This is a genomic window from Amycolatopsis melonis, from assembly GCF_040064235.1.
Lineage (GTDB): Bacteria > Actinomycetota > Actinomycetes > Mycobacteriales > Pseudonocardiaceae > Amycolatopsis > Amycolatopsis melonis.
Window position 1 is genome coordinate 641,081 of record NZ_JBDZYD010000003.1, and the last position, 22,121, is coordinate 663,201.

General features: G+C 72.1%; 22 protein-coding genes. 12 read left to right on the forward strand and 10 right to left on the reverse strand.

Annotated elements, in window-relative coordinates; translation table 11 throughout:
* Nucleotides 1-4 precede the first annotated feature (4 nt).
* A complete protein-coding gene (locus tag ABJI51_RS10960) occupies nucleotides 5-1,627 on the forward strand; it encodes a copper resistance CopC family protein (protein ID WP_431605591.1) in 1,623 nt (540 codons plus the stop codon).
* A 28-nt stretch (nucleotides 1,628-1,655) separates the two neighbouring features.
* Nucleotides 1,656-3,008 (forward strand): PepSY-associated TM helix domain-containing protein, encoded by a 1,353-nt coding sequence (locus ABJI51_RS10965; RefSeq protein ID WP_348949735.1) that lies wholly within the window; start codon nucleotides 1,656-1,658, stop codon nucleotides 3,006-3,008.
* On the opposite strand, the gene ABJI51_RS10970 is transcribed toward ABJI51_RS10965, so the two are convergent.
* Nucleotides 2,989-3,816 (reverse strand): carbon-nitrogen hydrolase family protein, encoded by an 828-nt coding sequence (locus tag ABJI51_RS10970; protein WP_348949737.1) that lies wholly within the window; start codon nucleotides 3,814-3,816, stop codon nucleotides 2,989-2,991. The genes ABJI51_RS10965 and ABJI51_RS10970 overlap by 20 nt on opposite strands.
* 340 nt (nucleotides 3,817-4,156) lie before the next feature.
* Between ABJI51_RS10970 and ABJI51_RS10975 the strand changes: the two genes are divergently transcribed.
* Both ABJI51_RS10975 and ABJI51_RS10980 read left to right on the forward strand, forming a co-directional pair.
* Entirely contained in the window at nucleotides 4,157-5,479 is a 1,323-nt protein-coding gene (locus ABJI51_RS10975; protein WP_348949738.1) for a M20/M25/M40 family metallo-hydrolase, read from the forward strand.
* On the forward strand, nucleotides 5,479-6,360 hold the full coding sequence (locus ABJI51_RS10980) for an alpha/beta fold hydrolase (protein ID WP_348949740.1): 882 nt from the start codon (nucleotides 5,479-5,481) through the stop codon (nucleotides 6,358-6,360). Before ABJI51_RS10975 ends, ABJI51_RS10980 begins: the two co-directional genes overlap by 1 nt.
* Before the next feature lie 27 nt (nucleotides 6,361-6,387).
* On the opposite strand, the gene ABJI51_RS10985 is transcribed toward ABJI51_RS10980, so the two are convergent.
* Nucleotides 6,388-7,077, reverse strand: a complete 690-nt coding sequence (locus ABJI51_RS10985) for a methyltransferase domain-containing protein (RefSeq protein ID WP_348949742.1) — start codon at nucleotides 7,075-7,077, stop codon at nucleotides 6,388-6,390.
* Nucleotides 7,078-7,173: 96 nt separating this feature from the next.
* Here ABJI51_RS10985 and ABJI51_RS10990 point away from each other — a divergent pair, with 96 nt between their 5' ends.
* Together ABJI51_RS10990 and ABJI51_RS10995 are read left to right on the forward strand one after the other, a co-directional pair.
* Complete coding sequence (locus ABJI51_RS10990; RefSeq protein WP_348949744.1) at nucleotides 7,174-7,773, forward strand: ArsR/SmtB family transcription factor; 600 nt, start codon at nucleotides 7,174-7,176, stop codon at nucleotides 7,771-7,773.
* On the forward strand, nucleotides 7,763-8,494 hold the full coding sequence (locus ABJI51_RS10995) for an SRPBCC family protein (RefSeq protein ID WP_348949746.1): 732 nt from the start codon (nucleotides 7,763-7,765) through the stop codon (nucleotides 8,492-8,494). The genes ABJI51_RS10990 and ABJI51_RS10995 overlap by 11 nt, the downstream gene beginning before the upstream one ends.
* Nucleotides 8,495-8,523: 29 nt before the next feature.
* On the opposite strand, the gene ABJI51_RS11000 is transcribed toward ABJI51_RS10995, so the two are convergent.
* The 3 genes from ABJI51_RS11000 to ABJI51_RS11010 all read right to left on the reverse strand — a co-directional run bounded on the left by ABJI51_RS11000 (nucleotide 8,524) and on the right by ABJI51_RS11010 (nucleotide 10,825).
* Nucleotides 8,524-8,748: a DUF5703 family protein gene (locus tag ABJI51_RS11000; RefSeq protein WP_348949748.1), complete on the reverse strand. Its 225-nt coding sequence runs from the start codon at nucleotides 8,746-8,748 to the stop codon at nucleotides 8,524-8,526.
* A complete protein-coding gene (locus ABJI51_RS11005; RefSeq protein ID WP_348949749.1) occupies nucleotides 8,745-9,758 on the reverse strand; it encodes a YncE family protein in 1,014 nt (337 codons plus the stop codon). The genes ABJI51_RS11000 and ABJI51_RS11005 overlap by 4 nt, the downstream gene beginning before the upstream one ends.
* A 98-nt stretch (nucleotides 9,759-9,856) precedes the next feature.
* Entirely contained in the window at nucleotides 9,857-10,825 is a 969-nt protein-coding gene (locus ABJI51_RS11010) for an aldo/keto reductase (protein WP_348949751.1), read from the reverse strand.
* Between the two features lie 87 nt (nucleotides 10,826-10,912).
* Here ABJI51_RS11010 and ABJI51_RS11015 point away from each other — a divergent pair, with 87 nt between their 5' ends.
* The 4 genes from ABJI51_RS11015 (at nucleotide 10,913) to ABJI51_RS11030 (ending at nucleotide 15,702) form a co-directional block, all read left to right on the forward strand.
* Nucleotides 10,913-11,950 carry an LLM class F420-dependent oxidoreductase gene (locus tag ABJI51_RS11015; protein ID WP_348949753.1) on the forward strand — a complete coding sequence of 346 codons (1,038 nt, stop codon included), beginning with the start codon at nucleotides 10,913-10,915 and terminating at the stop codon, nucleotides 11,948-11,950.
* 1 nt (nucleotide 11,951) lies between these two features.
* Nucleotides 11,952-12,794, forward strand: a complete 843-nt coding sequence (locus tag ABJI51_RS11020; RefSeq protein WP_348949754.1) for an undecaprenyl-diphosphate phosphatase — start codon at nucleotides 11,952-11,954, stop codon at nucleotides 12,792-12,794.
* Between the two features lie 63 nt (nucleotides 12,795-12,857).
* A complete protein-coding gene (locus tag ABJI51_RS11025) occupies nucleotides 12,858-13,565 on the forward strand; it encodes a histidine phosphatase family protein (protein WP_348949756.1) in 708 nt (235 codons plus the stop codon).
* A 91-nt stretch (nucleotides 13,566-13,656) separates the two neighbouring features.
* A complete protein-coding gene (locus tag ABJI51_RS11030) occupies nucleotides 13,657-15,702 on the forward strand; it encodes a M3 family metallopeptidase (RefSeq protein ID WP_348949758.1) in 2,046 nt (681 codons plus the stop codon).
* A 142-nt stretch (nucleotides 15,703-15,844) separates the two neighbouring features.
* On the opposite strand, the gene ABJI51_RS11035 is transcribed toward ABJI51_RS11030, so the two are convergent.
* Nucleotides 15,845-16,417 (reverse strand): ClpP family protease, encoded by a 573-nt coding sequence (locus tag ABJI51_RS11035; RefSeq protein WP_348949760.1) that lies wholly within the window; start codon nucleotides 16,415-16,417, stop codon nucleotides 15,845-15,847.
* A 152-nt stretch (nucleotides 16,418-16,569) separates the two neighbouring features.
* Here ABJI51_RS11035 and ABJI51_RS11040 point away from each other — a divergent pair, with 152 nt between their 5' ends.
* Together ABJI51_RS11040 and ABJI51_RS11045 are read left to right on the forward strand one after the other, a co-directional pair.
* Nucleotides 16,570-18,147 carry a flavin-containing monooxygenase gene (locus tag ABJI51_RS11040; protein WP_348949762.1) on the forward strand — a complete coding sequence of 526 codons (1,578 nt, stop codon included), beginning with the start codon at nucleotides 16,570-16,572 and terminating at the stop codon, nucleotides 18,145-18,147.
* Complete coding sequence (locus tag ABJI51_RS11045) at nucleotides 18,144-19,535, forward strand: MFS transporter (protein ID WP_348949764.1); 1,392 nt, start codon at nucleotides 18,144-18,146, stop codon at nucleotides 19,533-19,535. Before ABJI51_RS11040 ends, ABJI51_RS11045 begins: the two co-directional genes overlap by 4 nt.
* Here the strand turns inward: ABJI51_RS11045 and ABJI51_RS11050 are convergent.
* The 4 genes from ABJI51_RS11050 to ABJI51_RS11065 form a co-directional block, all read right to left on the reverse strand.
* Nucleotides 19,502-19,996 carry a glycine-rich domain-containing protein gene (locus tag ABJI51_RS11050; RefSeq protein ID WP_348949765.1) on the reverse strand — a complete coding sequence of 165 codons (495 nt, stop codon included), beginning with the start codon at nucleotides 19,994-19,996 and terminating at the stop codon, nucleotides 19,502-19,504. The genes ABJI51_RS11045 and ABJI51_RS11050 overlap by 34 nt on opposite strands.
* Nucleotides 19,997-20,018: 22 nt before the next feature.
* Entirely contained in the window at nucleotides 20,019-21,236 is a 1,218-nt protein-coding gene (locus ABJI51_RS11055; protein WP_348949767.1) for a phenylacetate--CoA ligase family protein, read from the reverse strand.
* A 159-nt stretch (nucleotides 21,237-21,395) separates the two neighbouring features.
* A complete protein-coding gene (locus ABJI51_RS11060; RefSeq protein ID WP_348949769.1) occupies nucleotides 21,396-21,524 on the reverse strand; it encodes a hypothetical protein in 129 nt (42 codons plus the stop codon).
* A 279-nt stretch (nucleotides 21,525-21,803) separates the two neighbouring features.
* Nucleotides 21,804-22,010 (reverse strand): hypothetical protein, encoded by a 207-nt coding sequence (locus tag ABJI51_RS11065; RefSeq protein WP_348949770.1) that lies wholly within the window; start codon nucleotides 22,008-22,010, stop codon nucleotides 21,804-21,806.
* Nucleotides 22,011-22,121: the final 111 nt, after the last annotated feature.

Consider the following 22,121-nt stretch of genomic DNA (forward strand, 5'->3'; position numbering starts at 1 on the left):
GGCGGTGAAAGAGCGTCCCCGCGTCGCGGCCCCGCGGCCGCGCGCCGGGGCCGGGCGGCTGGCCGCGCTCGTGCTGCTGGTCGCCGCCTGCTGGGGCACCCTGCTCCTGACAACCGCACCGGCGACGGGCGACCCGGTGCTCCTGACGACGTCGCCGGGCAACACCGAAGTGGTCAAGTCACCCGACGCCGTCGTGCTGACCTTCGACCGGCCGGTGCCTGCCGCGCTGGCCACCATCCGGATCCTCGACCCCGACGGCAGCCAGGTGGTCTTCACGCGACCGTCGCATGTGGACGGCCGGGAGGACCGGATCTCCGTCCCCATGCCCGCGGAGCGTCACGAAGGCACCTACGCCGTGGCGTGGACGGTGCCGTCGAGCCGGCTGGAGCCGGTCAGCGGCTCCTTCACGTTCGACGTGTCCTACCCGATCCAGCCCGACGGCGTGCCCGACATCGAGACGACGCGCAACCCGGTCGTGGCGGCCGTCCACCTGACGGCGCGGACGCTGTCGGTCGCGGCGATGGTGGTGCTCGCCGGGCTCGCGTTCTTCGTCGCGGCGATCGGGCCCGCCACCGTGCGGGCCAGGGCGACCCGGTGGTGGATCAGGACCACCTGGTGGCTGGTCGTCGGCGGCACGCTCGTCGCCTTCGTGTCGCTCGGGCCGTATGCGGCGTGGGTGCCGTGGCGTGCCGCGTTCGACCCGCGGCTGCTGGCGGGTGCGGCCGAGTCCGACGCCGGCGGCGCGCTGCTCGCCCGCCTGGCCATCCTCGTGCCCGCCACGCTGGGACTCACGCTGCTGGTGAAGAGCCCGCCCGCGGCCACGGCCGCCGGCCGGTGGCAGCGTGGCGCGGCGGTGCTGGGCTGTGCGTCCGCGGTCCTCGCCACCTGGACCTTCGCCGACCCGCGGCCACCCGGCGCGCCGTCTCCGCTCGCGCTGGCGGCGGACGCCGGTCTGCTCGTCGCACTCGCCGTACCGGCCGGTGGCCTGCTGCTACTGCGGTTCCCGGTCGCCCGCGACCGGCACGCCATCTCCCGGTTCGCGCGGGCGGTGCCGGTGTTCGCCGCGCTGCTGGCGCTGGCCGGGACCGCCCAGGCCTGGACCGGGCAGCGCCTCGGCTGGCTGCCCGCCGGATCTCTCGCGCTCGCGGCGGTGCTCGCCGTCTTCGCCTGGCTCCTGCCACGCCGTCCGGTGAAGGCGCGGCTCGGCCCGCGGGCCGTCGCGCCGGCGGGGGCGGCGGTGGTGGTCACCGTAGCCACCGCGACGCTGCTCGCGCTGGCTCCCGGGCAGAGCGCGCACGCGCAGGGCCCGGCAGGTCAGGCCCCGGCGGCGATCCGGCAGCAGGCTCCGCCGGCGCGGCTCGTGTCCGGCACGGCCGCGCTGGACCTCGTCGTCATCCCGGGGGCCGACCGGCTCGACGTACGCGTGTCGGTGCTGAGCCCGGCGGGTGACGGCACGACCGTGACCGCCGCGCTCGGCCGGGCACCGGTGCCGCTGGAGCGCGCCGGGACCGCCTGCTGGGCGGGCCGGGTGAGCACGCCCGGACCCGGCCGGTGGGAGCTCGAGCTGACGGTGCGGGCCGGCGACGGCCGGACGCAGACGGTCAAGCAGCCCATCGACGTGAGATGAACCGCCCCTTCCAGCCGCGGGAGCCACCTTGTCCTCGACCTCCGCCGTCCCCTCGCACCGGGCCGCCCGGCCGTCGCCGCGGCCGCGCGTGAGCACCGTCCTGCAGCTCGTCTCCCGGCGGCTGCACTTCCTGGCAGGCATCGTCGTCGGGCCCTTCCTCGCCGTGCTGTGCCTGACCGGGCTCGTCTACGTGTTCAGCCCGCAGATCCACGACAGCCTCTACCGGACCGCCCTGCACGTGAACCAGGTCGGCGACGCGCCGCGCCCGCTGGCCGAGCAGGTCCGCGCGGCCCTCACGGCGCACCCGGAGGGGACGCTCAAGTCGGTCCTCACCCCGCCCGCCCCCGACCGCACCACCCGCGTGGTGCTGACGGTCCCGGGGCCGGCCGGGACCGCCGACCGCACGGTGTTCGTCGACCCGTACACCGCGCTGATCAACGGCGAGCTGACGACGGTCGAGAACCGGCTGCCCGCCAACACGTGGCTGCGGCAGCTGCACGGCAATCTCCAGCTGGGCACGCCGGGACGGCTCTACGCCGAGCTCGCCGCGAGCTGGGTGCCGCTGGTCGCCGTGGGCGGGCTGGTGCTGTGGCTGGCCCGCACGCGCCGGAAACGCCCGGCACGCGAAGTGCTCCTGCCGTCCGTCCGCGACAAGACGGGGTGGACCCGGCTGCGCGCGATCCACGGCGCCACCGGCCTGTGGCTCACGGCGGGACTGCTGGTGGTGGCGGTCACCGGGCTGAGCATGAGCCAGTTCGCGGGCGGGCGCGCGGACGGGACCACCGACCCGATCCACCTGCGGGCCCCGGTGCTCGCGGCGGCCCCGGTGGCGGTCCGGCCGGGTGCCGGGCCGATCGGGGTCGACCGCGCGGTGGCGGCCGCCGAAGCCGCGGGACTGAGCGGGGAGCTGGCCGTCGTCGTACCGCCGCGGCCGGACGCGCCCTACACCGTCACGGAAATCGCGGAAGGGCTGCCGATGCACCGCGGCGCGGTCACGGTCGATCCCTACACGGCGGAGGTGACCGAGCGGATCGCCTGGAGCGACTACTCGCTGACGGCGAAGCTGAGTGCCCTGGCCACCGAGTTCCACACCGGCACGTTGTTCGGCCTGGCGAACCAGATCGTCGTCGCGCTGGTGGCGGTCGCGACGCTCGTCCTGCTCGCGCTCGGCTACCGCATGTGGTGGATCCACAACCCGTACAAGGGGCGGTGGGCGTCGTTGCCGCGCCCGGTGTGGCGGCAGCTGGCGGGCGGCCCGCTGATCGTGACCCTGCTCGGGATCGCGGTGCTGGCGTGGGTCCTGCCGCTCGTCGGCGCGAGCCTGGTGGTGTTCCTGGCCGTCGACGCCCTGCTGAGCCGGGTCAAGCGACGCTCGGCGTAGTGCCCTTCCGTTCCCCGAGGTGGTCGCGGACGCCGCGTGCCGCCGCAATTTCTTCTTCGACAGCCAATTCGGCGACGACGAGCCCGGCCCGTGACCCGGTCCGGGCCCGGGTGGAGCCATCCGGTCCGACGATTTTCGCCGAACCGAGAAACCGGGTTCCGTTCAGCACTCCCGCCTGGTTGGCGCAGACGAAAACCACCTGGTTTTCGACGGCCCGCACACAATCGTAGACGTCGAAGAGCCGGGCCTGGCGGTCTCGCGTAAGGGTCGGTGCCCGGCTGCCGGTCGCCCACGCACACAGGCAGGCGACGATCTCGGCGCCGTCCGAAGCGAGGCCGAGGGCGGGCTCCGGGAAGGCCTTTTCGTAGTCGAGCAGCATGCCGATCCGGCCGGCGGGGGTGTCGAAGGCGGCGAACCCCCGGCCCGGCTGCCGGTGCAGTGTTTCGGCGGCGGAGAGATACACCTTGCGGTGCCTGCCGAGCACGCCGTCGCCGGACACGCACGCCGCGGCCGAGTACCGCTCGCCTCGCGGCCCGGCTTCGGTGTACCCGAAGCACACCACCATTTCCCCGGCCAGTGCCGCCACCGCCCGCACCTCGGGCCCGTCCGGATCGAGCGCCGGAGCCAGGTGCTCGGGATCGGCCCGGCCGAAGTCGGCGAAGGAGCCGCCGAGCGTGCCGTCCGGCAGGACCAGCACCGCCGCGCCGGACCGGCGGGCTTCCTCGATCAGCGTGGCGACACGGGTGGTACCGAACGCCAGATCGCGGCCGAAATGGGCGGCGACAGTGGCGATCCGGGATGACCTCATCCCTTCCTCCTGGTGCCGGGCGCCGCGAGCGAAAACCGCGGATTGTGCCTATCGTGCCGGAACGGAAACGCATGTTCAACGGTAATCGTGCCCCGTCTTTCCGGCAGTCTTCGCCGGATATCGAAATACCTCACACCGGACGGTCGCGGTGGAATGGGTGGTGGCGGAAACCGCCTGGTCGGCCTCCTTCTATTCCGGTTGATCACCCGGACGGCCGAATTACCTATTTGCCTTCCGCGGTTGCTTCGCCGAGACCGGTCCCGTGTCCACGGCGAGCCGGCGGCAGTCCCACCTGGTGCGTGACCGGCGCACCCGGCCGTCCGGGTGATAGGAATGGCCGGTGACCGAACCGAACCTGATCGAAGCCGCCGCGGCCGAGGCCGTCACGCTGACCAGCGAGCTCATCCGCATCGACACGACCAACACCGGCGATCCCGACACGCTGGTCGGCGAGCGGGCGGCGGCCGAGTACGTCGCGGAGAAGCTCACCGACGCCGGCTACGAGATCACCTACGTCGAGTCGGGCGGGAAGAACCGGCACAACGTCATCGTCCGGCTGCCCGGCGCGGACCCCAGCCGGGGCGCGCTGCTCATCCACGGGCACCTCGACGCCGTGCCCGCCGACCCGTCGGAGTGGTCGGTCCACCCGTTCTCCGGCGCCGTCCAGGACGACTACGTCTGGGGACGCGGCGCGGTCGACATGAAGGACATGTGCGGGATGGCGCTCGCGCTGGCCCGGCACTACAAGATGAACAACGTCGTGCCGCCGCGCGACCTCGTCTTCGCGTTCCTGGCCGACGAGGAGGCGGGCGGCCACTACGGCGCCCAGTGGCTGGTCGAGAACCGGCCGGAACTGTTCGAGGGCGTCACCGAGGCGATCAGCGAGGTCGGCGGCTTCTCCGTCACGCTGAAGGACGACGTCCGCGCCTACCTGATCGAGACGGCGGAGAAGGGCATCCGCTGGATGAAGCTGCGGGTGCGCGGCACCGCGGGACACGGGTCGATGATCCACCGCGACAACGCCGTCACCAAGCTGGCCGAAGCGGTCGCGAAGCTCGGCAACCACCGGTTCCCGCTGGTGCTCACCGACTCCGTCAAGGAGTTCCTCGCCGGCGTCACCGAGATCACCGGCTGGGACTTCCCCGAGGACGACCTCGAAGGCTCGGTCGCCAAGCTCGGCAACATCTCCCGGATGATCGGCGCGACACTGCGCGACACTGCCAACCCGACCATGCTCACCGCCGGGTACAAGTCGAACGTCATCCCGTCGGTCGCCGAGGCGGCGGTCGACTGCCGGATCCTGCCCGGGCGGCTGGAAGCCTTCGACCGGGAGCTCGACGAGCTGCTCGGCCCGGACATCGAGAAGGAGTGGATGGAGCTGCCGCCGGTCGAGACGACCTTCGACGGCGCGCTCGTCGACGCGATGACCGCCGCGGTGCTGGCCGAGGACCCGGGCGCGAAGACGCTGCCGTACATGCTGTCCGGCGGCACCGACGCGAAGTCGTTCCAGCAGCTCGGCATCCGCAACTTCGGCTTCGCGCCGCTGAAGCTGCCCGCGGACCTCGACTTCTCGGCGCTGTTCCACGGCGTCGACGAGCGGGTCCCGGTCGAGGCGCTGAAGTTCGGCACCCGCGTGCTGGACCGGTTCCTGCGCACGTCCTGATGACCGCGTTCGCGCTCGCCGACGGCACGTCCCTGCAGGTGGTCCGCAGGGGCGACCCGGGCGCGCCGGTGACCGTGGTGTTCGTCCACGGCTACGCGCTGGACCAGCGCAGCTGGGGCCGGATCGCGCCGCTGGTCCCGGACGCGGCCGACGGCCCGGTGGCCGTGCTGACCTACGACCAGCGCGGCCACGGCGGCTCCGGCCGGGCGCGGCGCGGCACGGCGACCATGGCCCAGCTCGGCGACGACCTCGCCGAGCTGCTCGCGCGCGAGGTGCCCGAGGGCCGGGTGGTGCTGGTCGGGCACGACATGGGCGGGCTGGCGATCATGTCGCTGTCCCAGCGGCACCCGGAGCTGTTCGCCGCCCGCGTCGCGGGCCTGGTGCTGCTGGCGACGTCGTCCGGGACGCTGGCCACCGAGGTGTCGGCGGCGTGGCCGAACGCGCTGGGCAAGCTGGCCCGCGACCTCGAGGCGGTGCTCGGCTCGAAGCTGTTCGGCGTGGTCCGCGAGCACACCAGCCGCGCGGTGAGCGCGGGCCTGCGCTGGTGGCTGTTCGGCGACGACCCCGACCCCGAGCTGGTCGAGCTGACCGTGAAGATGATCCGCGGCAACTGGCCGCACACGGTCTCGCTGTTCCGGCCCGCCCTCGACGCCTACGCCCGCGAAGCGGCATTGACGCAGGTCAGCGGCCTGCCGGTGACGGCGATCGTGGGGGAGCGGGACCGGATCGTCCGCGCGTCGGACGTCGAGCAGTGGGTGAGCGGACTGGCCGACGGGACCGCGGTGGTGCTGCCCGGCGTCGGGCACGTCGTGCCGCTGGAAGCCGCGGCGCAGGTGCTGCCGCGGGTGGTCGCGCTGGTCAACGCGGCCACCCGCGGCTGACTCGCACCAGCCGCGAAGCCGAGGCAATCAGCCCGGGCGGGTCCCGGCCGCGAGGAACATCGGGACCGCGACGAACAGCCGGTCCTCCCGGGCCCGTGCCTTCTGCTCCTCCAGCCAGGCACCCTCGCCGCCGAGGTTGACCAGTACCGGCAGGACCGACGGGTCGGTCCACACCAGCGTGTGCACCTCGACCGTGACGTCGGTGAACCCGGTGTCCAGCAACAGGTTCCGGTACCGGCGGGCGATCCGCGGGTGGGGCATGCCGTCCGCGCGGGCGTGGACGAGGGCGCGCGTCCGCGCCGGGTCGCCGGAGTCGATGACGAACGTGTCCCAGTCCTGCCCGACGAGCACCGCGCGCCCGGCAGGCGCCAGGACCCGCCGGGCTTCGGCGACGGCGTGCTCAGGGTCAGGTAAGGCGTGCAGGACCTTGTCGGCGCGGTAGCCGGTCACCGAACCGTCGTCCAGCGGGAGTGCCGTGGCGTCGGCGACGCGGAACTCCCCGGCGGGCCAGCGCCCGGCCGCGAGCTGCACCATGGCCGGATCGGCGTCGACGCCGATGGCCCGTGCCCCGCGGGCGGCCAGTTCGCCGACCGCGCGGCCGCTGCCGCAGCCGACGTCGACCACGACGTCGCCGAGGCCTTCGTAGGTTCGTTCGCGCAGGTCACGGGCCTGCGGGCGGTCGTCGAGTGCGTCGAGGAGACTCAGTAGCGTGGCCATGACGGCCATCGTGGGACTTCAGGTGCGGATGAAGTCAACCGCCGACAAACCCGCCGTTCTTGACAACTTCTCTGTTCGGACGACATGCTGGGCGGCATGCACTCCGTAGCCGTCATCGAGGACGCCGCCGCGGCCGAGGTCTCCCTGGACCCCGTCCGCGCCCGGCTGCTCGCCGAACTGGCCCAGCCCGCCTCGGCGACGATGCTCGCCGCGCGCGTCGGCCTGCCCCGGCAGAAGGTCAACTACCACCTGCGCGCGCTGGAAAAGCACGGCCTGGTCGAGCTGGTCGAGGAGCGGCGCAAGGGCAACGTCACCGAGCGGATGATGCGGGCGACGGCGTCGTCGTACGTCATCTCGCCGTCCGCGCTGGCCGCGGTCCAGCCGGACCCGGCCCAGTCGCCGGACCGGCTCTCCGCCCGCTGGCTGCTCGCCGTCGCCGGACGGCTGGTGCGCGACGTCGGCCTGCTGATCACCGGCGCGGCGAAGGCCAAGCAGCGGGTCGCGACCTTCGCCCTCGACGGCGAAGTGCGGTTCGCCTCCGCCGCCGACCGGGCAGCGTTCGCCGAGGAGCTGACCGCCGCGGTCACGGCGCTGGTCGGCAAGTACCACGACGAGACGGCCGAAAAAGGCCGCAAGCACCGGGTGGTCGTCGCCGTGCACCCGAGCGTCCCGGAGGAGGCCGGCGGTGGGGCATGAGTTCGAAGCGATCGACACCGCCGAGGTCGACGCCACGCCGGAGCAGCTGTGGGACGCGATCGCGACCGGGCCGGGCATCGACTCCTGGTTCATGGGCCGCAACGAGGTCGACGGCGGCACGGGTGGGGTGGTCCGCAGCGCGTTCGGCAGCTACCGGCCGGAGTACCGGATCCGCGAGTGGGACCCGCTCGAGAAGCTGGTCTACGGCAGCGACCCCGAGCCCGACGGCCGCCGGATCGCCTACGAGTTCCTCATCGAGGGCCGCGACGGCGGCAGCTCGGTCATCCGCTGCGTCACCAGCGGCTTCCTGCCCGGAGACGACTGGGAAGAGGAGTTCGAGGCAATGCAGGCGGGCGGCGCGCTGTTCTTCCGCACCCTCGTCGAGTACGTGACGCACTTCGCGGGCCGCACGGCGGTCCCGGTCACGGCGTTCGGGCCGCCGGTGGGGGACTGGGACGCCGCCTTTACGCAGCTGGGCTGGGCGCTCGGCCTGACGGCCCGGCCCGCGGAGGGCGACCGGGTCCGGGTGAACGGCCGGGAGGGCGTCGTCTACGCGGTGAACTCCCAGACCGTGGGGGTCCGGACACCGGACGCGATGTTCCGCTTCCTGCGCGGCTTCCACGGCCCGATGGTCGTCGCCCACCACGTGTTCACGCCGGGCGCGGACGCCGAGGCGGAGGAGAAGGCCTGGAGCGACTGGCTGAACCGCGTGTACGGCTGAGGTCTACTGCCGCGGCTTCGATACCGGCCCTAGGTCGGCAGCGCGCCGGGAAGGCTCTCGGCCGTTCGCTTGCGGCGCAGCCAGACCCGGCGCGTGCCGTCGGCGTAGAGCCGGACGGTGCGCAGTTCCCAGCCCGCGAACTCCGCGTGGATGGAGAGCTGGATCGCCGCCGCACGCCGGGACACGCCCGGGGGGAGGTGCAGGCGGCGATACTCCCAATCCCCTTCGACCACCGCCTCGCTGACCGTCGTCATGGCTGGATCACCTGGGTCCCTTCTCCGGCGGCCGAGCCGACGATCACCCGGCCGCTCTTCTCGTCCACCCCGACCGAGTCCGGCTGGCGCACGGTGGGGAACCGGAACTTCTCGACGGGCTCGCCGCCGCGGACGTCGAACCCGACCACCTCGTTGCGTTCGGTGAGCGTCACCCAGGCCAGGCTGCGCGCCGCGTCGTAGGCGATCCCGTACGGCCCGCCGGGCACCGGATAACGCTGCCGCAGGATCAGCGGGCCCGCCGAGAACGCCAGCAGCGCCCCCGCCCGCGCGTCGGTCACCAGCACCCGCCCGTAGGAGTCGGCCACCGCGTTCGCCGCGCCGTCACCCGCCCGCAGGCCCTCGTCGATCTTCCCGCCCGCGACGTCCACCGAGAACACGGCCGTCCGCAGCCGGTCCAGCACCACCACGCCACTGCCGGTGTCGACGACGTCGTCGGCGCTGTAGAGCTGCCCGGCGATCGTTCGCGCCGGACCGCTCGCGGGCAGCACCCGGATGTCCTTCGCCTCACCCATCGCGACCAGCCGGTCCGCGCCGACCGCGACACTCGACGCCGGCTTCCCGCCCGTCTTCGTCTCGGTCAGCTTCCGCTCCGGCAGCGACAGCTCCTGCACCACACCCGCACCGGGCTCGGCGATCTCGACCCGCCCTGGCGTCGCCGTCAGCTTCTCCGCGGGAGCGTATAACGGCATATTCACCGGGGCTGAAGCCAACGCGTTCAGGTCGTACAGCCGCAGCGACGGCGGCTGGGAAACCGCAACGACGAGGGTCGAGGTCTTTTCGTCGACGGCCACCGCCGAAACGGCACCGCCGGGCAGCACCTGCCCGGCGGGCTTGACGCTCACGGCGGGGGAGACCGCCGGGCGGGCGGCCTGCGGGTTGGCTACGACCTGCAGTTCGTCGGTGTTCGTCCGGGCCGACGAGCAGCCGGAGAGCACGAGGGCACCGGCGAGCGGGATCGCGATCCACGCCACGGCGGCGAGCCGACGCACGTTCGTGCCTCCAGGTGTCCCTCGGCGGGCGGTCCTCACCAGCATGCTCCTTGATCCCCGTGCCGTCACGTGCGTGTCACCGAACAGACACCTGGCGCTCACCGGGGCCAGCGTTCGGGGTAGCCGACCTCGATCGCGCTCACGTCGTCGAGGGCCGAGCGGATGGCGGGCGGGAGGGTGATGTCCTCGGCGGCGAGCGAGCCGGTCAGCTGACCCGTGTCGCGCGCGCCGACGACCGGGGCGACGACGCCAGGGCGGTCGCGGACCCAGGCCAGTGCCACGGCCAGCGGCGAGGTGCCCAGCCCATCGGCCGCGGTCGCGACCGCCTGGACGATCCGGGCGGCCCGGTCGGTGCGGTGGTGCTCGACGTAGCCGGCGTACGCGGTGTTCGCCCCGCGCGAGTCGGCGGGCGTGCCGGTGCGGTACTTGCCGGTCAGCACACCGCGGCCGAGCGGTGCCCAGCACAGCAGGCCGATGCCGTGGTGCTCGGCCGCGGGCACGACCTCGCGGTCCACCCCGCGCTCCAGCAGCGAGTACTCGACCTGCGTGGACACGATCGGCGCGACGGCCGAAGCGCCGGCGGCCGCGGTCGCCAGCTGCCAGCCCGCGTAGTTGGAGACGCCGACGTAGCGCACCTTTCCGCTGGTCACGGCGTATTCGAGAGCGGCGAGGGTCTCCTGCAGGGGCACGCACCCGTCCCACGCGTGCAGCTGCCACAGGTCGATGTGGTCGGTGCCCAGGCGCCGCAGCGAGCCGTCGAGTGCGGTGAGCAGGGCGCCGCGCGAGGCGCCGCCGCCGAACGGGCCGTCGGTGCGCTTGGCGACCGCCTTCGTGGCGACGACGACGTCGTCGCGGGGCACGAGGTCGCCGAGCAGCGAGCCGAGCACCCGCTCGCTCTCGCCCTCGCCGTAGATGTCGGCCGTGTCCACCAGGGTGCCGCCGGCGTCGACGAAGGCGACCAGCTGGCTGGCCGCCTCCTCCGCGTCGGTGTCGCCACCCCAGGTCATGGTGCCGAGCGCCATCCGCGAGACGCGCAGTCCCGAACGGCCGAGCTGTCGCTTTTCCACGACCGCCGAGCCTAGTGTGCTGCCCCGTCCGGAGGAGACCAAGGTGAGTCGTGTCGCCCACAAGGGGCCCCGTTAGGGTTCGGCCCCGTGCGACTCGGACTCAATCTCGGCTACTGGGGAGCGGGGAACGACCCCGCGAACCTGGCGCTGGCCAAGCAGGCGGACGACCTCGGGTACGCGGTGGTGTGGGCGGCGGAGGCCTACGGCTCGGACGCGGTCACGGTGCTGACCTGGATCGCGGCGCAGACGGCGCGGATCGACGTCGGCGCCGCCGTGCTCCAGATCCCGGCCCGTACCCCGGCGATGACCGCGATGACCGCCGCGACGCTGGACACGCTCTCGGGCGGGCGGTTCCGGCTCGGCCTCGGCGTGTCGGGCCCGCAGGTGTCCGAGGGCTGGCACGGCGTCCGGTTCACCTCGCCGGTGGGCCGCACCCGGGAGTACGCGCAGATCGTGCGGTCGGCGCTGCGCCGGGAGCGGCTGAAGTTCGAAGGTGAGCACTTCACGCTGCCGCTTCCGGACGGGCCCGGCAAGGCGCTGCGGCTGACCGTCCGGCCCGCCCGGAAGCACATCCCGCTGTACCTGGCGGCGATCGGCCCGAAGAACCTGGAGCTGGCCGGCGAGATCGCCGACGGCTGGCTGCCGGTGTTCTTCTCGCCGTCGCACGCGGCGGAGCAGCTGGCCCACGTCCGCGCGGGTGCCGGGCGGGCAGGCCGCACGCTGGACGGCTTCGACGTCGTCCCGACCGTGCCGCTGGTGCCGGGGGAGGACTGGCGGGTGTGCGCGGACGCCGTGCGCGGCTACGCGGCCCTCTACCTCGGCGGGATGGGGAGCAGGGAGAAGAACTTCTACAACCGGCTGGCGTGCCGGATGGGTTTCGCGGCCGAGGCCGCCGAAGTACAGGAAAAGTACCTGGCGGGCGACCGGGCGGGGGCGATGGCGGCGGTGCCGGCGGAGTTCCTCGACGCGACGTCGCTGCTGGGTCCCAAGGAACGGATCGCGGAGAAGATGACCGAATACGCCGAAGCCGGCGTGACGACCCTGTCGGTGTCGCCCTACACCCCGGACGCGGCGGCCGCGCTGCGCACCGCCGTCGAGGCGTTCGAGCTGGCGGGGGTGGCCTGACGTGGGCTGGTTCGAAGCACTGGTGCTGGGCCTGGTCCAGGGCCTGACGGAGTTCCTGCCGATCTCCTCGAGCGCGCACCTGCGGATCGTCGCGGCGCTCGCCGGATGGGACGACCCGGGCGCGGCGTTCACCGCGGTCACCCAGATCGGCACCGAGCTGGCGGTGATCATCTACTTCGGGCCGAAGATCGGCAAGATCCTGCAGGGCTGGTTCTTCTCGCTGTACAAGCCGGAGTGGCGCCGCCACCCGGACGCCCGGCTGGGGTGGCTGATCATCGTCGGCTCGCTGCCGATCGTGGTGCTCGGACTGTGGCTGCAGGACGAGATCGACAGCGCGTTCCGCGACCTGCGGATCACCGCGACGGTGCTCATCGTGTTCGGCCTGATCCTGCTGCTCGCCGACCGGATCGGCCGTCAGGAGCGCACGCTGGACGACCTGACGGTCCCGCACGGCCTCGGCTTCGGGTTCGCGCAGGCGATGGCCCTGATCCCGGGCGTGTCCCGGTCGGGCGGCACGACCAGCGCGGGCCTGCTGCTGGGCTACACGCGGGCGGAAGCTGCGGAGTACTCGTTCCTGCTGGCGCTGCCTGCGGTGTTCGGCTCGGGTGTGTACAAGCTGAAGGACATCGGCGCGGGCGGCGTGCCGGCGCAGTGGGGCCCGACGATCCTGGCAACGCTGGTCGCGTTCGGGGTCGGGTACGCGGTCATCGCGTGGCTGATGGCCTACATCAAGAAGCGCAGCTTCGTGCCGTTCGTGGTGTACCGGCTGGTGCTCGGCGTGCTGCTGTTCGTGCTGATCTTCACGGGCGTGCTGGACCCCAACGCGGGCCCGGTCGGCCACTGACCCGCTCCGGGCCGGTGCCCCGCGTGGGGACCGCATGATCGGTCCCCACGTAGGGTGGGTCCCGTGAGTACGGTCATTCTGCTCCGCCACGGCAAGTCGACGGCCAACGGTTCCGGCGTGCTGGCCGGGCGGTCGCCCAAGGTGCACCTCGACGACACCGGCCGGGCACAGGCGGAGAAGCTTGTCGGGCGGCTCGACGGTGTGCCGCTCGCGGAGCTGGTCGTGTCGCCGATGCTGCGGTGCAAGCAGACCGTCGCGCCGCTGGCCGCCGCGCGGAACCTGGCGAAGGTCGTCGAGCCCGGGGTGTCCGAAGTGGACTACGGGGACTGGACCGGCAAGGAGCTCAAGCACCTGGCGAAGGAGCCGCTCTGGCGGGTCGTGCAGGCGCACGCGTCGGCCGCGGTGTTTCCCGGTGGCGAAGGGCTGGCCGCGATGCAGGCCCGGTCGGTCGCCGCCGTCCGGGCGCACGACCGGCGGATCGCCGCCGAACACGGTGACCACGCCGTCTGGCTGCTGTGCAGTCACGGCGACGTCATCAAGTCCATTCTCGCCGACGCGCTGGGCCAGCACCTGGACGCCTTCCAGCGGATCGTGGTCGACCCGGCGTCGATCTCGGTGGTCCGCTACACCGAGACGCGGCCGTTCGTGCTGCGGGTCAACGACCACGGCGGGGACCTGCGGGGCATCGTGCCGCCGGAGCCGAAGCCGAAACGCGGGAAGAAGGCGGCGGGCGGCAGCGACGCCGTGGTGGGCGGTACCACCGGCGGCTGACGCCGTCCACCTCCGGAAAGCGCTGACGTTCGCCCCGGCGGACCCCGTAGGGTGGCGGGACCGAGTGTTTCCCCGACCAGGAGCCTGCCCGATGATTTCGCCGGACAATCCGTTCGCCGCACCCAGCGAGCTGCCCTACGCCCTCCCGCCCTTCGACCGGATCGCCGACGAGCACTACCGGCCGGCGTTCGAGGCCGGGCTGGCCGAGCACGCCGCGGAGATCGAGCAGATCGCGGCCCAGGACGCCGAGCCGACGTTCGAGAACACCATCGTGGCCCTCGAACGCGCCGGTGAGCTGCTCGGCCGCGTGGCCAGTGTCTTCTACAACCTGGCCGGCTCCAACAGCACCGAGGAGATCCAGGCCATCCAGGCGGAGTTCGCGCCGAAGCTGGCTGCCCACCACGACGCGATCCACCTCAACCCGCGGCTGTTCGCCCGCATCGACGCGCTGCACGCGCGCCGCGGCGAGCTGGGCCTTGACGAGGAGTCGCTGCGGCTGCTGGAGCGGCGCCACACCGACTTCAGCCGTGCCGGCGCCGGGCTCGGCGAGGCCGAGCAGGCCCGCCTGCGCGAGCTGAACGAGCAGCTGTCCACCCTGCAGACGAAGTTCCAGCAGAACCTGCTCAAGGACACCAACGACCTCGCCGTCGTCATCGACGACCGCGCGGAGCTGGACGGCTTCGGCGAAGGCGCGATCGCGACCGCGGCCGAAGCGGCGGCCGCCCGGGGCGAGGACGGCAAGTACGTGCTCACCCTGACCCTGCCGACCAGCCAGGCGTCGCCGCTGGAGACCCTGCGCAACCGCGAGGTCCGCGAGCGCATCCACACCGCGTCGATGGCGCGGGGCAACCGCGGCAACGAGTTCGACAACAACGCCGTCGTCGCCGAGATCGTGCGGCTGCGCGCCGAACGGGCCGCGCTGCTCGGCTACCCGAACCACGCGGCGTACGTCATCGCCGACGAGACGGCCAAGACCGCCGAAGCCGCCGCCGGGCTGCTGGAGCGGCTGGCGCCGGCCGCGGTCGCCAACGCCCGCGCCGAAGCCGCGGAACTGCAGCAGCTGCTGGAAGCCGACGTGCCGGGCGCGACGCTGCGGCCGTCGGACTGGCCGTACTACGCCGCGCAGGTCCGCCGGGAACGCTTCGACGTCGACACCGAGGCGCTGCGCCCGTACTTCGAGGCCGACCGGGTGTACCGCGACGGTGTCTTCTTCGCCGCCACCAAGCTGTACGGCCTGACCTTCACCGAGCGGGACGACCTGCCGAAGTACCACCCGGAGGTCCGGACCTTCGAGGTCTTCGACGCCGACGGCAGCCCGCTCGGCCTGTTCCTGCTCGACCTCTACACCCGCGACTCCAAGCGCGGCGGCGCCTGGATGAACACCTTCGTCGACCAGTCCGAGCTGCTCGGCCGCAAGACGGTCGTGGTGAACGTCCTCAACGTGGGCAAGCCGCCTGCGGGCGAGCCGACCCTGCTGACCTTCGACGAGGTCGTCACCGCGTTCCACGAGTTCGGCCACGCCCTGCACGCGCTGGTTTCGGCCGTCCGCTACCCGACGTTCTCCGGCACCAACGTGCCGCGGGACTTCGTCGAGTACCCCTCGCAGGTCAACGAGATGTGGATGCTGTGGCCGGAGGTACTGGCCAACTACGCCAAGCACCACGAGACGGGGGAGGCGCTGCCCGCCGAGCAGGTCGAGAAGCTCCTCGCCGCCCAGCAGTACGGCGAAGGCTTCGCCACCACCGAGTACCTGGCGGCGTCCCTGCTCGACCAGGCGTGGCACACCCTCGGCGTCGACGACCGGGTGGGGGAGGTGCAGCGGTTCGAGACCGACGCGCTGGTGAAGGCGGGCGTGGCCCTCGACGCGATCCCGCCGCGCTACCGCACGACGTACTTCGCGCACATCTTCAGCGGCGGATACAGCGCCGGGTACTACTCCTACATCTGGAGCGAGGTCCTCGATGCCGACACCGTCCAGTGGTTCCGGGAGAGCGGGGGACTGACCCGCGAGAACGGCGACCACTTCCGGCGCACCCTGCTGGGCCGCGGCGGAAGCATCGACCCGATGGACGCGTTCCGCGCCTTCCGCGGCCGCGACCCGGAGATCGAACCCCTGCTCAAGCGCCGCGGACTCTAACTGTATAACGCCCTATACGGTGGGCCAAGCTTCAGAAAATCGCTCCACCAGCAAGGAAAAGCACTCACGGCGGGGAGAGTTCCCGGGTTGTCGTGAGTGAGAAACAGTGTTCTAACCCTGTTTCTCACTCACGACACGCGCGTCAGGGGGCGACGATGTGGTCGACGAGGCCGTAGGCGAGGGCTTCTTCCGCGTCGAACCAGCGGTCGCGGTCGGCGTCGGCGGTGATGCGCTCGACCGTCTGGCCGGTCTGGCGGGCGGTGATCTCGGCGATGCGGCGTTTCATCTTGCCGAAGACCTCGGCCTGGATGGCGATGTCGGTGGCGGCGCCGCTGATGCCTGCCGACGGCTGGTGCATGACGATCCGGGTGTTGGGCAGCAGGTGGCGTTTGCCGGGGGTGCCGGAGGACAGCAGGAACTGGCCCATGGAGGCGACGAAGCCGAGGCCCCAGGTGGTGACGTCGGGCTTGATGAGCTGCATGGTGTCGTAGATGGCCATGCCCGCGGTGACCGAGCCGCCGGGGGAGTTGATGTAGAACGTGATGTCCTTGGCGGGGTCGTCGGCGGCGAGCAGGAGCAGCTGGGCGACGAGGCGGTTGGCGACTTCGTCGGTGACTTCGGAGCCGAGGAAGACGATGCGGTCGCGCAGGAGCTGTTCGTAGACCGTGTCGGGGGACGGCTGCACCTGCATGTCGGGTACGGCGAGTTGGGTCATGGGTCGACCGTAGGGGCGGTGATCCGTTCCGGGTGGCGGTTTCGCTGTGAGCGTTCGGTGTTCGCTGCGGGCGAGAAACCGCCAAGTGAGGGAAATCCCGACACCTTTGCGCCGTATGCCCCGTATGTCCGTATTTGTGTAGGGTTGATCATGTGTGGGACATCGCGGTGATCGGGGCCGGCTTCGCCGGGTTGCACGTGCTGGACCAGTTGCGGCGGCGGGGGTTTTCCTGCCACGCCTACGAAACGGCCGCCGGGGTCGGTGGCACGTGGTACTGGAACAGATATCCGGGCGCGCGGTGTGATGTGGAGAGCCTGGACTACTCGTATCTGCACGACCGGGAGCTGTACGAGTCGTGGCAGTGGTCGGAGCGGTTCGCGGGGCAGCCGGAGATCCTGCGGTATGCCGAGCACTTCGCCGATCGGCGGGGGTTGTGGCCGCACATCACGTTCGGGACGACGATCACGGGTGGGGTGTTCGAGGACGGCGGCTGGACGCTGACCGCGGACACCGGGGAGCGGGTGCGGGCGCGGTTCGTGGTGACGGCGGTGGGGTGCATGTCGGCGGTGCACACTCCGGCGTTTCCAGGGCTGGATTCCTTTGGTGGCACGGTGTTGCGGACGTCGCGGTGGCCGGCGGAGCCGGTGGAGCTGGCCGGGCGCCGGGTGGGGGTGATCGGGACCGGTTCGTCGGGGATCCAGGTGGTGCCGGAGCTGGCGAAGGAGGCCGGGGAGCTGGTGGTGTTCCAGCGGACGGCGAACTTCAGCGTGCCGGCGCGCAACCGGGCGTTGACGCAGGCGGAGCGGGACGCGGCGGTGGCCGGGTACGAGGGGAAGCTGGTGGCTGCGCGGACGACGCGGTTCGGGCATCCGGTGACGGGGACGGGGCGGGCGGCGCTGGAGACCGATCCGGTGGAGCGGGTGGCGGAGCTGGATCGGGCGTGGGCGCGGGGTGGGACGCACATCGTGGCGACGTTCACCGACACCGGGCGGGATCCGGCGGCGAACGCGGTGCTGGCGGAGTACTTCCGGGACCGGGTGCGGGCGGTGGTGCGGGATCCGGCGGTGGCGCGGGCGCTGGTGCCGTCGGGGTATCCGATCGGGACGAAGCGGTTGTGTGTGGACGACGGGTATTACGAGACGTTCAATCTGCCGCACGTGCGGTTGGTGGATCTGCGGGAGGACCCGATCGAGGAGGTGACGGCGAAGGGGGTCCGGACGGCGCGGGGTGAGCATGTGCTGGATGTGCTGGTGCTGGCGACGGGGTTCGACGCGTTCACGGGGGCGTTGACGCGGCTGGGGTTGCGGGGGCGGGACGGGCGGTCGCTGGAGGAGGTCTGGCGGGAGGGGCCGCGGAGTTATCTGGGGCTGGCGGTGGCGGGGTTTCCGAACTTGTTCACGCTGACCGGTCCGGGCAGCACGATGGTGCTGTCGAACGTGCTGCGGGCGATCGAGCACCACGTGGAGTGGGTGTGCGAGCTGCTGACGCTGGCGCGGGCGCGGGGCGTCACCGAGGTCGAGGCGCTGCCCGCGGCGCAGGAGGAGTGGGTGGCGCGGGTGGCGGAGCTGGCGGGCCGGACGTTGTATCCGCGGACCGATTCCTATTACGTGGGCGCGAATGTCGAGGGGAAGGCGCGGGTGTTCGCGCCGTTCGCGGGTGGGTTGGATGCGTACCGGGCGATCTGTGACGGTGTCGCGGCGGAGGGGTATCGGGGGTTCCGGTTCGCATGACGACGGTGGAGCAGGCGAAGCTGGGGCGGGCGGGGCTGGCGGTGGTGCTGCTGGCGGCGTTGCTGCCGATGACGGATGCGTTCATCGTGAACGTGGCGTTGCCGACGATCGGGGACGAGCTGGGGGCGTCGGGGGCGGAGCTGGAGCTGGTGGTGGCCGGGTACGGGCTGGCGTTCACCGTGTTCCTGGTGCTGGGTGGCCGGCTGGGGGACGCGTTCGGGCGGCGGCGGGTGCTGGTGGCCGGGCTGGTGGGGTTCACGGCCGCGTCGTTGTGGTGTGCGGTGGCGGGTTCGGGTGGGTGGCTGGTGGCGGCGCGGGTGGCGCAGGGTGCGGCGGCGGCGTTGATTCCGCCGCAGGTGCTGGGGACGATCCAGGCGGCGGTGGTGCCGCAGCGGCGGGCGCGGGCGATGAGTTTCTACGCGGCGGTGGCGGGGTTCGCGGCGATTCTGGGGCTGGTGCTGGGCGGGGTGCTGGTGGCGGCGGATCTGTGGGGGATGTCGTGGCGGCTGGTGTTCCTGGTGAATCTGCCGCTGGGGGTGGTCGCGGTGGTGCTGGCGGTGGTGCTGGTGCCGGAGACGCGGTCGCCGCGGCCGATGGGGGTGGATCTGCGCGGGACGGCGTTGCTGGCGCTGATGATCGTGTTGCTGCTGGCAGGCCTGAACCGGGGGCCGGTGCTGGGGTGGCCGTGGTGGACGGCCGGGGTGCTGGTGCTGGTTCCGGTGGTGGCGGTGGTGTTGTGGCGCACGGAGGTGCGGGTGGTGGCGCGGGGGCGGGTGCCGTTGCTGCCGCCGTCGGTGCTGGCGACGCCGCCGGTGCGGCGGGGGTTGCTGGTGGTGGCGCCGTTCCTCGCGGCGTGGGCGGGGTATCTGTTCGCGTTGCCGTTGACGGTGCAGGACGGGTTCGGGCTGGGTCCGGCGGCGGCGGGGCTGGCGGTGGTGCCGATGTCGGCGGCGTTCCTGGCGGGTTCGTTCGCGGTGCCGTGGTTGCGGGCCCGGCGTGGGGACGGCGTGCTGGGGCTGGGGGCGCTGGTGCAGGCGGCGGGGGTGGCGTGGCTGCTGGGGGTGCTGGCGTCCGGTGCGGTGGTGTGGTGGCTGCTGCCGGGTCTGGTGCTGGTCGGGCTGGGGCAGGCGCTGGTGGTGGGGTCGTCGCAGATTTCGGTGCTGGGTGCGGTGCCGCCGGAGTTCGCGGGGGCCGGTGGGGGTGTGCTGGTGACGACGCAGCAGGGGGCGATGGCGGTGGGGGTGGCCGGGCTGGGGTCGGTCTACACGGGACTGTCCGGTGCCGGGTTCGCCACCGCGTTCGCCGTGGTGCTGGGGGTGCAGCTGGTGGTGGCGAGCGCGGTGGCGGTGGTGGGTCAGAGGGCGGCCATGTCGAGTTCGGCGATCTGAGCCAGTGACATGTCCATCTGCTCGTGGAGGAAGCGGGGCATGGTCCAGTGGGGGAGTGCGCCGGCGTCGAAGGGGCCGAAGGCGTCCTGGTAGAGCGGGATCCATTGGAGGGCTTCGGTGGCGGTGCGTTCGCGGGGTGCTTCGTCGGCGTAGGCGGTGTAGCTGATGCTGCGGTGTTCGATGAAGAAGCCGCCGGGGAGGCGGGTGCAGAGTTCGCGGTATTCGCGGGTTTGCAGGATGAGGTAGTGCCAGACTTCGTCGATTTCCTGTTCGACCGGGAGGAAGGTGCCGGCGAGGCGGTCCTGGTGTGCGGAGACGAGGTAGAGGTAGCGCAGGCATTCGAGGACCTGGCGTTCGACGAAGCCGGTGGGGTGGCCGGTTTTGGTGGTGAAGTAGTCGACCACTTCGGCGTGGAGGTCTTCGCCCAGGAGGGCGCGCAGGTCGGCGGGGGTGACGGGCACGGCGGGCTCCTTGTCCGGGTGGTCAGCGGGTGCGGGATGCGGGGTGCAGCCAGGCGTATTTGCCGGACTTGCCGATGGGGATGTGTTGGCGGTGGACCGGGTGGACGGTGAGTTCGAGGTGGTCGGCGAGGGCGGCGGTGAGTGCGGTGGTGTCGGCGGGCTGCCGGTCGAAGGTGGTGTATTCGAGTTCGGCGGTGGTGTCCTGGCCGACGCGGAGGCGGTAGAGGAACACTTCGGGTGCGGTTTCGCCGATCCAGCGGTCGAGGTCGCCGTGGCAGAGCAGGGTGGTGCCGACGCGGACGAGTTCCTTTTCGCGGCCGCAGAAGCGGGTGATGCGGGTGGGGTCGGGGGTGTCGTCGGCGGTGCGGGCGAGGTCGCCGGAGCGGTAGCGGATGAGGGGCATCCAGGGGTTGCGGATGCTGGAGACGATGAGGGCGTAGAGGGTGCTGCCGGGTTCGACGGGCAGGAGTTCGACGGCCATGCGGTCGAGGTGGGGGTGGTAGGTGCCGTCGTTGCCGCTGTAGTAGAGGTAGCCGAGTTCGGTGCTGCCGAACAGGTCGACGATGGGGCAGCCGAGGCGGGCGCGCAGGTAGCGGGCGATGTTGTCCGGTGTGTATTCGTAGGCGTGCACGACGCTGGCGGGTGCGGGGAGGTCGAGGCCGAATTCGCGGGTTTTGTCCAGCAGGTGTGCGAGGTGGTAGCTGGAGCAGTCGAGGTGGTAGTCGCCGCCGTCGCGGATCTGGTCGATTTCGGTGAGCATGCGTTCGACGTCGGCGCGGGTCCACTGTGCCGGGTCGAGGTGCTGGTTGACGTAGACGGTGCGGTCGTCGAGGCGGCGGTCGGCCAGTGGTGGGTGGTCGAGCGGGGGTTCGCCGCGTTTGCGGGCGTTGACGCGGGCGACGTGTTCGGTGGCGAGCACGGTGGTGACGGACACGCGGGGGCAGCCGGCGTGCCAGGTGTGGCGGATGGCGGGGTGTTCGGACCAGAGCCGGTAGTAGGACTCGAGCAGGAAGTAGGGCGGGCGGATCAGCTGCATGCGGGCGTGGTTGGTGCCGGTGGACAGCACGAATTCGGCGGCGCCGGTGTCGAGGGCGGCGGCGAGGTCCGGGGTCATGAAGTTGTCGGGGAAGCCGCGGCTGATGGTGTCCTTTTCGAGGACGGGGAAGGTGCCGGTGGCGAGGGATTCGCGGTAGAGCGGGATGTCGCGGATGTGGTCGAGCATCTCGGCGGTCGGCTGCACGCGGGGTCCAATCGGCGGTGGGGCGGGCGGCGCCGGGGGGGGGGGGGGGGGGGGGCCCCCCCCCCCCCGGGGGGGGGGGGGGGGGCGCGGGGGGGGGGGGGGGGGGGGGGGGGGGGGGGGGGGGGGGGCCCCCCCCGCCCCCCGGGGGGGGGGGGGCGGTCAGCCTGCCTGGGAGATGCAGCCTTCCTTGCGGGAGATGCAGCCTTCCTTGGCGGACGGCTGGGAGTTCGCCTCGACCCACTTGGCCCACACGTCGTCGCGGGCGATCTTCTCGGCCAGCTTCTGCATGGTTGCTCCTCCGATCACTGGGGGAAGATTCCCGTCCGTACCGCGGGTGCGGTCTTTTCGGACGGGTTCGACAGCGAAGTTACCAGAGGATGCCCGTTATGTCCGGTATGCGAGGATTTTCACGCGGATTGCGGAATGTCCTCGACGATTTCCTCGAACCCGGCGTGCTCGTCAGATCGGTGGATGTGGTGCGGGGGCGGCAAAGCTAGCGTCCGGAGCGATCAACCGGTCACCCGAGACGAGGACGAGGATGAACAGGATCGAGAAGGCCGCCGGGCTTCAGGACGGCAGCATCGAGCGGTTGCAGGTCGAGCTTCCCATGACCCCGGTCAGCTGCGCCGCGGCGGCGGCGAACGTCGCGACGCACGTCGGTGCGGCGGCGTTCGGGCGGGCGGCCGGGTGGGCCGTCGGGTTCATCGCGGCGACGGCCGCGGCGTACGGCGCCGGGGTTGCGGCCGGGTACGTCGAGACGGGGTTCCCGGACATCTCGCGGAATATCCAACGGAATAGCCCCTGAACAGTGCAAATGTGGTTTGTCAGGAGCGTTCGCGTCGGCGCCGGGCGGCGCGGATCTCGTCGTCGGCGACTTTGTCGGCG